This is a genomic window from Rhizobium sp. PEPV16 (assembly GCF_008919455.1).
In the GTDB taxonomy this organism is placed as follows: domain Bacteria; phylum Pseudomonadota; class Alphaproteobacteria; order Rhizobiales; family Rhizobiaceae; genus Rhizobium; species Rhizobium leguminosarum_Q.
Genome location: NZ_VSZV01000208.1, coordinates 1 through 13,270, shown reverse-complemented (window position 1 = coordinate 13,270; position 13,270 = coordinate 1). Strand labels below are relative to the sequence as shown.

General features: G+C 61.1%; 12 protein-coding genes. 7 read left to right on the top strand and 5 right to left on the bottom strand.

The genetic code is table 11. The features are described from left to right. The 3 genes from FY112_RS06180 to ugpC form a co-directional block, all read left to right on the top strand. The coding region (locus FY112_RS06180; protein ID WP_151517974.1) for an SIS domain-containing protein at window positions 1-867 on the top strand (867 nt) is incomplete at its 5' end. Continuing rightward, window positions 868-1,797: a PfkB family carbohydrate kinase gene (locus FY112_RS06175; RefSeq protein ID WP_131622863.1), complete on the top strand. Its 930-nt coding sequence runs from the start codon at window positions 868-870 to the stop codon at window positions 1,795-1,797. It abuts the gene before it with no gap. Beyond that, window positions 1,794-2,867, top strand: coding sequence for a sn-glycerol-3-phosphate ABC transporter ATP-binding protein UgpC (ugpC, locus tag FY112_RS06170; protein WP_017961815.1), 1,074 nt, complete (start codon window positions 1,794-1,796; stop codon window positions 2,865-2,867). Before FY112_RS06175 ends, ugpC begins: the two co-directional genes overlap by 4 nt. A 28-nt stretch (window positions 2,868-2,895) precedes the next feature. Here ugpC and FY112_RS06165 read toward each other — a convergent pair whose 3' ends face one another. From FY112_RS06165 to FY112_RS06145, 5 genes are all read right to left on the bottom strand, one after another. Continuing rightward, entirely contained in the window at window positions 2,896-3,723 is an 828-nt protein-coding gene (locus tag FY112_RS06165; protein ID WP_151517973.1) for a glycoside hydrolase family 16 protein, read from the bottom strand. A gap of 48 nt (window positions 3,724-3,771) precedes the next feature. Continuing rightward, window positions 3,772-5,253 (bottom strand): lipopolysaccharide biosynthesis protein, encoded by a 1,482-nt coding sequence (locus FY112_RS06160; protein ID WP_017961817.1) that lies wholly within the window; start codon window positions 5,251-5,253, stop codon window positions 3,772-3,774. A 64-nt stretch (window positions 5,254-5,317) separates the two neighbouring features. Further along, complete coding sequence (locus tag FY112_RS06155) at window positions 5,318-6,562, bottom strand: glycosyltransferase family 4 protein (protein WP_151517972.1); 1,245 nt, start codon at window positions 6,560-6,562, stop codon at window positions 5,318-5,320. After that, window positions 6,559-7,908 carry a glycosyltransferase family 4 protein gene (locus FY112_RS06150; RefSeq protein ID WP_017961819.1) on the bottom strand — a complete coding sequence of 450 codons (1,350 nt, stop codon included), beginning with the start codon at window positions 7,906-7,908 and terminating at the stop codon, window positions 6,559-6,561. Before FY112_RS06150 ends, FY112_RS06155 begins: the two co-directional genes overlap by 4 nt. Continuing rightward, window positions 7,905-8,642: a Crp/Fnr family transcriptional regulator gene (locus FY112_RS06145; protein ID WP_151517971.1), complete on the bottom strand. Its 738-nt coding sequence runs from the start codon at window positions 8,640-8,642 to the stop codon at window positions 7,905-7,907. The genes FY112_RS06150 and FY112_RS06145 overlap by 4 nt, the downstream gene beginning before the upstream one ends. A gap of 467 nt (window positions 8,643-9,109) precedes the next feature. Between FY112_RS06145 and FY112_RS06140 the strand changes: the two genes are divergently transcribed. The 4 genes from FY112_RS06140 to FY112_RS06125 all read left to right on the top strand — a co-directional run. Next, complete coding sequence (locus FY112_RS06140; protein WP_017961821.1) at window positions 9,110-9,811, top strand: sugar transferase; 702 nt, start codon at window positions 9,110-9,112, stop codon at window positions 9,809-9,811. Window positions 9,812-9,929: 118 nt separating this feature from the next. After that, window positions 9,930-11,693 carry a tyrosine-protein kinase domain-containing protein gene (locus tag FY112_RS06135; protein WP_017961822.1) on the top strand — a complete coding sequence of 588 codons (1,764 nt, stop codon included), beginning with the start codon at window positions 9,930-9,932 and terminating at the stop codon, window positions 11,691-11,693. Further along, window positions 11,690-12,712 carry a glycosyltransferase gene (locus FY112_RS06130; protein WP_181018166.1) on the top strand — a complete coding sequence of 341 codons (1,023 nt, stop codon included), beginning with the start codon at window positions 11,690-11,692 and terminating at the stop codon, window positions 12,710-12,712. Before FY112_RS06135 ends, FY112_RS06130 begins: the two co-directional genes overlap by 4 nt. Before the next feature lie 6 nt (window positions 12,713-12,718). Further along, a partial coding sequence (locus FY112_RS06125) for a polysaccharide biosynthesis/export family protein (protein ID WP_181018165.1) occupies window positions 12,719-13,270 on the top strand: 552 nt, incomplete at its 3' end.

Here is a 13,270-nt window from a genome sequence, read left to right as displayed (position 1 = left end):
CTCGTCGGCATGGGCGGCTCGCATGCCGTCAACCGCGCAGTCGAGCCGCTCTACCGGGCGCTCGGCATCGATGCCGTCGCCCTGCCGCTGTCCGAACAGCTCGGCCAGCCGCTGCCGATAGCCGGCAGGACGATTTTCGTCACCTCGCAATCCGGCGAAAGCGCCGAGGTGGTGCGTTGGTTCAACGAGACCGGCGGCACGGAGGAGACTTTCGGCCTGACACTCGAAGGCAATTCCTTCCTCGCTAAAACCGCTCCGTCGCTGGTGGGCAGCGGCGGCACCGAGCTAGCCTTCGCCGCGACCCGCAGCCTGACGGTGACCTTCGCCCTGCATCTGGCAATCCTTTCCGCCCTCGGCGAAGATCCTGACACAGCCCTTGCCGCCCTCAAGGCGCCGGAAGATCATGACATCGCCGCCGCTCTCTCGGCGCTCGAAAACGTCGCGACCATTGTCACGTCGGGCCGCCGGCTGCAGGGCATCGCCGAGGCGCTCGCGCTCGGATTGACCGAGCTGTCGCGCCGTCCCTGCTTCGCGCTCGAAGGCGGCCAGCTGCGCCACGGTCCGATGGAGATGCTGGGGCCGGAGATCGGCGTCGTGCTGTTCCGCGGCATGGACGAAACGGCCGGCCTGGTGACGGCGATGGCGGTGTCCGCCGTCGAGACCGGCGCTCCGGTCATCCTGTTCGACGCATCCGGGCAAGCGCCGGTCGCCGGCGCGGTGACGATCCGCTTCGTCCCGGCAGCGGGCCTTGCCGCGATCTTCGCCATGCTGCCGGTCGCGCAGCGGCTGATGATCGCCTTTGCCGGTGCCCGCGTGGAGAACGCGGGAACGCCGGTTCGATCCACCAAGATCACCCGGAGCGAATGAATGCGGCCGCTTGCAGTCATCGGCAACGTCAATGTCGACCTGATTCTTGGACCGGCCGCCCCCTGGCCGAAGGCCGGGACGGAAATCATCGTCGACCATGACGAGTTGCGGGTCGGCGGAGCCGCCGGCAACAGCGCGCTCGCCTGGCAAGCGCTCGGCGTCGAATTCGAGATCGCTGCCAATATCGGTAGTGACCAGTTCGGCCGCTGGCTGAGCGAAGCCTTCGGCCACCGTTCCGACAAGTGGCCGGTACGTCCTGAGAAAACGACGCTCTCCGTCGGCATCACCCATCCGGACGGCGAGCGCACCTTCTTCACGACGAGGGGCCACCTGCCGCGTTTCAGCCTGGCCGACGTGTTCGCCGTCATCGAGGGCGCAAGACTGCAGGGCGGTTACGCGCTTCTCTGCGGCTCGTTCCTGACCGACGATCTGACAGAAGAATACGGCAAGTTCTTCGATTGGGCCGACAGCCATGGCATCACCGTTGCGCTCGATACCGGCTGGCCACTCGACGGCTGGACAGACGAGAATTGCGCAGCGACACGCTCCTGGCTTTCCCGCAGCGGTGTCGCGCTGCTGAACGAGGTCGAATCGACGACACTTGCCGGCATCGCCGATCCGATCGAGGCGGCCCGTCGCATCCAGTCGCATATGCCGGAGGGCGCGATCGTCGTCGTCAAGCGCGGCCCGGACGGCGCAATCGCGATCGGGCCTGACGGCCTGCTGGTTTCGGTGGCAGCACCCGTTGTCGAAGTCGTCGATACGATCGGCGCCGGCGATGTCTTCAACGCCGCCTTTCTCGCCGCGCTCGCAAGCGGTGAGCCGCTGGTTTCCTGCCTGATGGCGGGAACCGAGGTTGCCTCGCGCGCCATCTCCACTCTTCCCCGCAACTATGGCGGCCCGACATCTCTTCAGGAGCCCTTGCGATGAGCGCGCTCGACATTCAGAACATCCGCAAGGCCTACGGCGACATCGAGACGCTGAAAGGCATCGACATCTCATTGGAAAGCGGCGAATTCCTGGTGCTGCTCGGCTCCTCCGGCTGCGGCAAATCCACCCTGCTGAACATCATCGCCGGCCTTGCCGAGGCAACGAGCGGCGATGTCAGGATCGGCGGCCGCTCGGTGCTCGGCGTGCATCCGAAAGACCGCGACATCGCCATGGTCTTTCAATCCTATGCGCTCTATCCCAATCTGACGGTGCACCGGAACATCGGCTTCGGCCTGGAAATGCGCAAGGTGGCAGCACCCGAGCGCGACAAGGCCGTGCGCGATGCCGCCAAACTTCTGCAGATCGAAAACCTCCTCGACCGCAAGCCGAGCCAGCTTTCCGGCGGCCAGCGCCAGCGCGTCGCGATCGGCCGGGCGCTGGTGCGCAAGCCGGAGGTCTTCCTCTTCGACGAGCCTCTCTCCAACCTTGATGCCAAGCTGCGCATGGAGATGCGCACCGAGATCAAGCGGCTGCATCAGATGCTGAAGACCACGGTCGTCTATGTCACCCATGACCAGATCGAGGCTATGACGCTTGCAAGCCGCATCGCCGTCATGCGCGACGGTCGCATCGAGCAGTTGGGCACGCCGGAGGAGATCTACAACCATCCGGCAACGCTCTATGTCGCGACCTTCGTCGGCGCGCCGCCGATGAACCTGCTGAAGGTGACGGCGCGAGACGGTCGCCTGGCGCTTTCAGGCTCCGATGCCAGCTTGCCCCTACCCGCCCGCTTCCGCGAGACGGCCGGCAATGGTCGCGACCTCATCCTCGGCATCCGTCCCGAGGCGCTTCGTACGGACGGCACCAGCCCGCCGATCGAGGTGACCCTTGAGGTCGCAGAGCTGACTGGCCCGGAACTCGTCGTCACCGCCCTTGCCGGAAATCAGCGCCTGATGGCCTGCCTGCCGCCACGCACGCCGATCCGCAACAACGAAAAGCTCACCCTCTTTTTCGACGAGGAAGCAATGCATCTCTTCGACCCGCAAACCGGCCTCAGCTGCGGCCGTTAGCGACGGAACGGCTACCCCCGTCGGCTGTTCAATTCCCCGCGTCAGTAGGCTTGCGCTGGTAGACGTGAATATAGTCGACGAGCAGAATGGAAGGATTCGGCGTTTCATCGATCGGCCAACCCGAGCCGAGCGCCAGGTTCACCAGCGGATAGAACGGCATGTGGAATTCCTTCGGCGTGTCGAAGCTCCAGATGAACTTACGGTCGAAATAGAAGCTCGTCTTGTCGGCTTGGATATCGACGCCGTAGGTGTGATAGTCGCTGTTCAAAATTCCGTCCTGGACCTTTTGCCAATAGCCGCCGGTGCTGTTCTGGCCGCCCTGGCTCTGACGCCAGATATGAAAGCCCATGCTGAATTCGTAGGGCGCGCGTCCGTAATATTCCAGGACGTCGATCTCGGCGGTGTATTTCGACCGGCCGAGCCCGATCAGCCAGAATGCGGGCCAAACGCCCTTGCCAGGCGGCAGTTTCATCCTTGCTTCGAAATAGCCGAACTGCTGCGAGAACCCTTCGCCTTTCGGGTTCACCGACGACAGCAGGCCCGAGCGCCAAGTTCCATCGGCCTCCTTGCGCGCTTCGATCTTCAGAATTCCCTGATCGGTGGTAAACGGAAAGCCGGGAGCCGGATCTGTGAAGCGAGCGTCACCGAAATCGCCGTTCCAGGGTGTATGGGCGATCCAGCGGGAGGTTTTCTCTCCCCAGGCCGAGACGTCGAGACTGTCGAAACTCTCTTCGAACGTCAGCTGGTACGCATCGATATTAAGTGGTTCCTGAGCCACGCTGGGTTGGCCGGGCAACGCGCCAAGACCAAGAACGATAAGCAAACCCAGAGCCTTAGAAGATATTCCGTAACGCATTCTGTTCCTCCGAAAACGCCAAACATCGTTGGACTGCACTTGTCTCGATTATGAAGTGAGAACCCTGTTTCGTCGCGGCATGAGCCTGTGGACGACGATGGTCTCGATGCCGTCGGGCTTCCCGGCGATCTGCCACACGAGCAGCGCGAAGATCCAGAAGATCGCCACGGACACCCCGCCGCAAAGCGCCAGGCCGACGATAAGGTGAAAGCCGACAGGCATGGCAACAAGCATCGGCTCTGCCCAGAGCAGGAAAACCATCATCGGCACGCTCGCGACCAGAGGCCGTAAAAAAGCGTTCAACTGCGCGGCAAATGTCGCGCCGATCAGCTGCCGCGTGATGACGAGCGATGCTGCATAGGCGACAAGCACCGCCACGATCCGCGCGCCCAGTGCTCCCGCCACCTGAAAATAGACAATGCCCAGGATGGTGACCGGAACCCTGACAGCGAACTCGGCAAACATCCGGAGAGCGAGATAACGGGTTTTGTTGAGCACCATAGCCAATGGCGGCATCATGTTCGTCGGAAGACCGAGCAGACTGCCGATGCACAACCACTGCAGAATCGGCGCGGCCGATGCCCATTTCTCGCCGACGATGATCCGCACGGCCGGCTCGGCAAGCAAGGCGAGCGAGATGAGGATGGGCGCTGCCACGAAGGTGATCGCGTTCGTCGCCTTGAGATAGGCAGCGATCAGATTACGACGGTCATCGACGGTCGAGAATGCCGCCATCAGCGGACGCAACAATGGCCCGACGAAGGTCTGGTATGGAATAGCGGCGATATTGTCGGCGACGCTGAAGGCGCCGAACGTCGACAAGCCCGTAAAGCGCGGCAAAAGCAGCCGGTCCAGTTGCCAATTGATCGAACTCAGCACCTGCGACACGGTGTTCCAGCTGATCATGTCCTGAAAGTGCTTCCACTCGGAAAGGCTGAACCTCGGTCGCATCGGCGCGAAGATATAGGAGGTGATCGCCGCGGCGGTCGGGCCTGCAACCGCGCCGATCGCCAGTCCCCAATAGCTGCCGGTCGCGACCGCCACCCCGACACCAAACAGCAGTGTCGACCCCTTGGTAATGAGATCGAGTGCGAATTCACGTTTGAAATCGAACCGCTGCATGAACAGAACCATGCGCGGGCTGATCACGCTGCGCATGGCAGGCGCAATCGAGAGCACGGCGACAAGGGAGAAAAGCCGGGGATCGTCATAAATCAGAGCCATCGGCCAGGAGATGAACATCATCAGCATGCTGATGGCCACGCCTCGAAGCAGGCTTAGAGTAAGGGCGGTAGCAAACATATCGTCCGAAGGCGACGGCTGGCGCATCAGCGCCTGAGTCAACGGCAGGTCCAGGATTGTCTCGACGATGATCAGAACCGAGGTCGCGATGGCGACAAGGCCGAAATCCGCCGGGCTCAAAAGCCTTGCGAGGATCAGGAGGCTGACGAAATCGAGCAGTCGCGCCAGGAACTTTCCGCTGATGGTCCAGATACTCGCCGTCGCCGTCCTCTGAGATACGCTTGACATGATCTATTTTCTATTCCTCGTCGACGGTTTCGGTCGCAGCGGCAAGACAGGCAGTTCCTTGCTCTCAGCCCGCCCGTCTTCTGAGGACCTCGGCGGATCGGTCGCCATGGCTGGTCAGTTGCTGCTCGATCAGGCTGGACAGACGGTCGCGAAACACGGTGGAAGAGAATTTCAGCGAGTGCGCGCGGATGGCATGCGGATCGATATCGTCCTCCACCTCTTCGAACGCCGCCATCGTTTCCAACAAAGCTTCCGTGGTCTGCTCAGCGAAGCGAAAACCGACCTGCGGCGAGGAAACGGTTTCCCTGGCGCCGCCGGCGTCGAAAGCCAGGACCGGCCGCCCTGATGCCATGGCTTCCACCGGCAGGATGCCGAAATCCTCCGTGCCCGGAAACAAGAGGGCACGGCATCGCGACAGGTGGTCGCGCAGAACGTTGAAGGGCTGATGGCCGAGGAACTGGACGGTCGGTCCGGCGATCGACTTCAGATAGGCCAGTTGTTCACCCTCGCCGATCACGACCAGTTTCCGGCCGGCCTCGGTGCAGGCGCGAACGGCGATATCCGGCCGCTTGTAGGTGGTCAGCTGTCCCGCATAGAGATAGAACTCGCCCTTCCCCTTCCCCACCGCAAAATCGTCGGTCGCAACCGGCGGATGGATGACGATGGATTCCCGGTCGTAGAAGCGGCGGATGCGGCTTGCAACATAATCGGAATTGGCAACGAACACGTCGACCCGCGAGGAGGTCGTCACGTCCCAGGCGCGCAGCATGGGTGCAGTGATCGACATCATTGCGCGACCCACCCAAGGCAGGCCATGGCGGTAGACATGGAACTGATCCCAGATGTAGCGCATCGGCGAATGGCAGTAGCAGACATGCAGGGCGTCGGCACGCGTGATGATGCCCTTTGCGGGTCCGGATTCGCTCGACAGCACGAGATCGTAATCCTGCAGATCGAACTGCTCGAGCGCGAAAGGCATCAGCGGCAACATCTTGGTATAATGCCGCTTTGCACCGGGGATCTTCTGCAGGAAGGATGTGCGGATGTTCCGCGTCTTCAGAAAATCGCTGATCCGCTCCCGGTTGCAGACGAGGGTGAAGATGTCGGCCTGCGGAAACATGCGGCACAGCTCTTCGACGACCTTCTCGCCGCCGCGCATCGAAACGAGCCAATAATGCACGATGGCGACACGAAGCTGCTTGGTATCGCTCGCGCTTCCGGCCTCAGTGACACGTCTTTTCGCCATGACAGGCGCATCGCCGAGAAATGCCCTCGCGTCGGGAAGAGAGGTTGTTGCCTTAAGGGTCAACTCAGTACTCCTTGTATCGCCACACCGTCTGTCAGCTGGGGAACCGCATTCGTCGAAATTAGGCTGTGATATTCGGAAAGAAGCGCGTCGCGCCATTCCTCGTGTGTCGACGCAAGATCCGGCGACTTCAGGAAAGCCCGCTCGCTCATGGCGCGGACCTCGTGCCTCGGCATTTGGCTAAATCGCGTCAAAGTATCGGCAAAGGCGCTTTCGTCAGCCGTATCGCAGGCGATTGCCATGCCGGCTCTTTGCATTTCTTCGGCAAGAAAGGCGCTGCGCGACATGATGACCGGCAGACCGCTCCTGGCCGCTTCGATAGCGACGAGGCCGAATGGCTCGGGATAGCGAGACGGCATCAACAGTGCACGCGCCTTGCGGATGGTCGGGCCGATCTCCGCATGCGACTGCCAGCCAACGGCCCTAACGTGATCTCCCGAAGCCGCAACCATCGACATCAGCGGCCCGTCCCCGATCACGCAGAGCCTGACGCCCGCTTTGCGGGTAGCGGCCACGGCATCCTCTATGCCCTTCTCCTCATCGAGCCGCCCGATAAAGACGAACTCGTCATTGGCCTCCGCCTCGATGCGTTTGATGGAGAGCGGAGCGACGGGATTGCGGATTGTCGTCAGTCGTTCGGGCCGATATCCGGCGCCGACGAGGAAGCTTGCCATCTTCTCGTGCAGCAGGATGATCCGGCCGAAATCGGCCTGATCCTTCAGCCGCCGGAGGATATTGGAGCCGCGGGCAACCCGCCACAATTTGTGCGAATAACTTCTCTTGTCGCAGGCCGTCGCAATGCAGCTTCCGCCGAGCGGGCGTCGAAGGCAGACTTCCTGAGCCTGATAGTCGAAGAAAGCGCCGTTGGGGCAGGCCGTGAAGAAATCATGCGCGTGCACCACACATCGTCTGGCGACCGGCATCAATGCCCTGAAAATCGCCGGAGACAGGATCTGGTGCCAGCCATGCACATGGTAGACGGTGTTGGCGGTGTCGTTTGCGGCAATCCAGTTCGCGACCATGCGGACGGCGGCGCCATTGTGAATGCCGGTCACGAAAGCCTTCGCACGCTCGGCGCTGAGCAGATCGCGGCTGTTCAGCCCGACCATTAAGACCCCGAGTGCGACGAGCTCCGCATTGGCGGCGTCATCTCCGCAAATATAAGTCACAGGGATGTCGAGGCCCCGAAAAAGCTTGGCGGACAACACCGCCAGCGCCGTCGCACCGCCTCTGGCCGCCGAATAGTCGTCGATGATGACAACGCGATCGATCTTTGTCGTGCCTGAGCCGGGAAACCGGCCGACGTTTGCGGCGGATCGGAGGGCCTCGGGAAGCGACGGGCGCATCACTTCACCGAAACTGCGCCGTTGGCACAGGCCTCCAGCGCCTTGCGGTTGAGGATGCGGATCTTGCCCTGGCCCCCGTCGATAATCTTGCCTTCCCGCAGGCGCCGCAGGCATTGATTGACCTTCTCGCGGGACGCCGGCAGCGTCGCGGCCAGATCATTTTGCGAGATGATCAGTTCGTCGCCGCTGTTTGCCGCATCTTTTCCATAAACAGTGGAGAGCCGCAGCAGCGTGCTGGCCAGCCTCGATTGCAGGCTCGACGCCGCATTCGCAATGATCCGGAGTTCGAGCTCTGAAATACGCGCCAGCGCCCTGGAGAAGACCTTTTCGCGAAAGCGGGGATCGCTGGCGTACATGTCGCGCAACAGCCGGCCTTCGAAGAAATGCAGTTCGCAGGCGGAACCGGCGCGGTATTCGAGGCTCAATGTCTGCCTGCGCAGAACCTCGAGCTCGCCGATGAGGCCGGATTTCGGAATGATTTCGACGATGAATTCCCGGCCGTCGGGCAGCATCGTGCTGGCGCTGACCACCCCCGAATGGACGCGCGCGAACGTATCGACGAGGACGCCGGCCCCAGCGATGATCTCGCCGCGCCGGAAACGCCGGACGCTCGACCGGCAGGAAAGGAATTCGTCGTCGATGACGATGCGGCTGTTCAGATGAATGCCGCCGTTAGCCGATATCGCCGCCTCGCCGATGCCGGCCCTGCGATCTGATGCGTGTGTCGCCCCATCCATGCGCATAACTCCACTCGATAACCTAGGCAATGCTGCACTGCATCATTTATATTGTCTTAATATGAGAGTCAAATAACATCACGGAGATATGACGTAAAGATAAAGTATATATTTAACTTCAAAACAAAATATACGCCGTAAAAAGGACCAAAAATCTCAAGGAAGCCAAAAAACCGCCACACGATCGAAGATCACTGCCTATTAAAATGGCTTACTGAATAAAAAACGGCAATAATCAAAGTGATGACATCAAAACTGATAAATAAGCGTCAGAGGATAATCACCACGAATTAGATTAGATTGTCGTTTTAAATGAAAAGAAGGCCATCAAGGTGTAATCCGAATTCTCGATTGCCTGTTAGTAGCATAAAGAATTTGTTAAGGATTATGACCTTGGTAACAGACAACCAGAGTGCGGCGCAGCAAACTTTGAACGGTTCTTAATCGGAATGTTTTGGAGACCACCGATGACATGGGAAGCACATAGTTTCGAGGCTTGGTCGCGTGTCGGACGGTCCGCGAAAGACGGCGATCTCCATTCGTCCCGGCCTCGTGCGGCAGGCAGATCGTCGAAGCGCGCGCTAGACCTTGTGATCGCAGTCACGGCGCTGATCCTGCTTTCGCCGCTTCTGTTGATCGTCGCAATGATCGTGAAGATGAGCGACCGCGGCCCGGTCTTTTATTCCCATACGCGCATCGGCGTCGGCGGAGCGCCGTTCGGATGCTTGAAGTTTCGCACGATGAAGACCAATGCGAGTGCTCAGCTTGCCGAATTGCTGCAAAACAACCCGGCTGCGCGAAGCGAATGGGAAGAGACACGCAAGCTGAAGGACGATCCGAGGATCACGGCCGTCGGTGATATCCTCAGGCGGTCGAGCATCGACGAGCTTCCCCAACTGATCAATATCGTGCGTGGCGACATGAGCCTCGTCGGCCCCCGGCCGATCACGGCCGAGGAATTGCCGCGCTATGGCGAGCATATATGGGCCTACATGGCCGTCCGCCCGGGCCTGACCGGTCACTGGCAGACCAGCGGGCGCAATGATGTCAGTTACGAGTACCGGGTTTCCCTCGACGTTCACTATCTCAGCAACTGGTCGCTCGGCCGGGACTTCATCATCATTGCCAAGACCATTCCCGCTCTGTTTTCGCAGCGCGGCTCGTATTGAGCATTCATGGGGAGAGCCGCCGATCATGCCTGGAATCGGAAGACACGCTACTTCCCCGTCCCTCCAAGCTGCCATTACCTGGTTACTCCGTGAGCTCGCCATTCTGGATTAGGACGACATGACCTCAAGCACGATCTTCAGCGGTGTTTCTCCGATATCTCTGCCTCCCGCAGCCACTGGCGGGAATTCGCCGCTCACCTTGCGGGATATGCTCTTCTTTCTCAGAATGCGCTGGCTGTGGATTGCGGCTACGACTTTCGCTTTCCTCGTATTGGCAGGGAGCTACGTGCTGACCGCCAAACCGACGTTCGTTGCCAACACGCAACTTGTGATCGTCCCCCAGGTCAGCGGCTCCGAAGCACAGAGGGCTTTCGCGGAAGACGCGTTCATCGAGGGACAGTTGGAGATCGCCAAATCCAGCGATGTCGTCGGTGGAACGGTAACGGCACTTGGTCTCGATGCCGATCCTGACTTTGTCGATCAGACGCCTTCGCTGCAGGATAGGGCAAAGAACTGGTTGATGGGCGCTTCTTCCGAACCGGATACGGCATCGCAGGAAGCGGCAGGCCCAGGACCGCGTGACACACAGCCGCAACAGCAGATCGAGGACGGGCGGATCCATGACCGGGCGGTCGCCACGCTGCTGAACATGATGGGAGTACGCCGGATTGGGAGTTCGACGATCATCGAGATATCGGCTGCGGCGTCGACCCCGCAGCAGGCCGTCGACATCGCCGACACGCTGGCCAGGCAGTATATCCAGAAGAATATCGCGATGAAGGCCAACGCGTCCCGGCAATACAGCGAATGGCTGACCAGATTCGTAAGCGAGCAGCAGCGCGGACTGGCCGAAGCTGCCAGCGCCCTGGCCAGCTTCACGAGCAATCCGCGCGATCAGTTCAAGCTTGCGGAGCTGCAGAGCGCGACTGACGCCCGCCGCACCCTTTATGAAAATACCTTGAACCAGCTGACGGAAGCCAAGCAGCGCATCACCTACCCGGTGTCGGATGCCACGATCGTCTCTCGGGCCACCCTGCCTCTTTCGAAAGCCAGACCACGCAGCACGCTCATCATCGCCTTTGCGGCGGCGGTTGGTCTTGGCGTCGGCTTCGCACTCGCCCTGATAAGGCACGCCGGCGATCGCCGGATCGTCCGGCCCAATCAGATCGCGGATGCCGGTGGGCTGCCCTTTGTCACTTTGCTGGCGACATCGAGGACCAGGAATGGTCACTCTGCGCGTTTCCTCGCTGCCGGTACCGGCAGCAGCACCGCAGCCGCCTATCCTGTTATCCCAGGCATGGCGGAGCTGAGCGCGACGGTCGTTGGTCTTCGGCGCAAACGCCGGGTCGTCATCGGAATCGTCGCTGTCAATCCCGGCAGCGGGGCATCGACCATCGCATGCGAACTTGCGGTGCTCTCGTCGATATCAGGAGCGCAGACGCTGCTGATCGATGCGGCTGCACAGAAATCATCGCTGAGCAAATCGATCGCGCCCCATAGTTCAACAGGCCTCGTCGATGTTCTCGACAATGGCGAACTGATCCGGACGGCGGCACTGCCCCTCACCCCGACGCTGAAATTCCTACCCCTCGGCAAAGTCGCAGCGGTGTCGCCGGCCATTCGCCTCAGTTCCCGCCGCACGCAGTTGAGCTTCGCCGAACTGAAGAAGGAGTTCGACGCCATATTCGTCGACATTTCCGCATTCTCTGCTTCGCCGGATGCCAATGCGATCGCGCCGGAGTTGGACGGTGTCCTCGTGGTCACGTCGCACGGGCACACTTCGATCGACGATACCATGCACGTCATCGAGACCCTGCGGAATGTCGGCGCGGAGATCCTCGGCGCGATCATCAACCATGCACCGAAAAGAATAGAGTCATGACTTCACCTTCGGCAGAAGCAACCCGGCAGGACAACCCGATTGGACCGGCGCCTGTTCCTTGCGGCGCTAAAGCCATGGCGGGCCGCGCGCGCCGCCCATTGCGACTGGCTGTGGGGATTGCTTCGGCAGGCCGCCCCTCGATACTCAAGGAGACCGTCGATTATCTCACCGCCCTGCCGGACCAGGCCGAGCGGCTGATCGTCTGCGTGCCCGTGATCGACGACGCCGCCGGCCTCGCCAACCGCCTCGATGTGGAAGTCATCGTCGGCAGCCGTGGCCTGACCTCCCAACGCAACAGGATCATCCAGGCTGCCGCCGCCGACACGGATATTCTGATCTTCCTGGATGACGACTTCATTCCCGCCGCGACCTTCCTGTCGCGGATGGCGTCGGTCTTTGCAGCAAACCCCGACGTGGCGATCGCCACTGGCGAAGTCCTGGCCGACGGCATCCTCGATGGCGGCCTCAACATGTCAAAGGCCCTGCAGGTTCTTGAAACAGCCGGTGAAGGGGCCGAGCAGGTGACGGAGGTCTATAACGCCTACGGATGCAACATGGCGGTTCGTCTTTCACCCGTTCTCCAGCACGCGCTGGCCTTCGATGAACAGCTACCGCTCTACGGCTGGCTCGAAGATGTCGACTTCAGCCGGTCCATCGCCCGCTACGGCAGGTCTGTGCGTGTCGAAGGTGCTCGCGGCGTGCATCTCGGCGTCAGATCCGGGCGCCAGCCCGGCCAAAGACTCGGCTATTCGCAGGTTGCCAATCCTGTCTACCTGATCCGGAAGGGCACGATGTCGAAGGGCCGTGCTGTCGCACAGATCGGCCGCAACATCCTGGCGAATACGCGGGGTCTATTATTCAATGACCGCCTGATCGACCGATGGGGACGCTTGAACGGCAATTTGCTGGCGCTATCCGATCTTCTTGTCGGCCGCGCCTCTCCGTCCCGCATCCTGGAATTCGGCAATCCCGCGCCGCGCGAAATGCCTTCGCCGTCGATCGCAACGAAACGGAGATAGCAGACAATGCAGCGCACATCCTTGCCCGGTCGCCTCATCTCCGTCGCCCTTGCCTTGCTGGTATTTTCCGGCGTGACCGGCTGGAGCGTCGCCCATGCGGAAAACTATACCCTCGTGCCGGAAGATCAGGTGAGACTGCGTGTCGTCGAATGGCGATCGTCGGATTCCCGGTATGCCAGCTGGGAGGCCCTCGGCGGAACATATACAGTCGACGATGCCGGTAATCTGGCGATTCCGATCGCCGGCCAGGTGCAGGCGATCGGCAAGACGACGGAGCAGGTTTCCGATGCGATCGCCACCGCGCTCTCCGAAAAGGCCGAATTGCCGGGAAAGCCGTTCATCGCCGTGGAAATTGCCCAGCATGCGCCGATCTTCGTGACCGGGACCGTGCAGACCCCCGGGCGCTATGCTTTTGAGGCCGATATGACGGTCATGAAGGCCGTCAGCATCGCCGGCGGCTTCCTTCGGGAGCGCGAAGAGAATACCGTCTTCGAGCGCGACCGGATCCAGGCTGCCGGCGCCTACCGAACGGCCATTCTCAACCGGCGCGATCTTCTG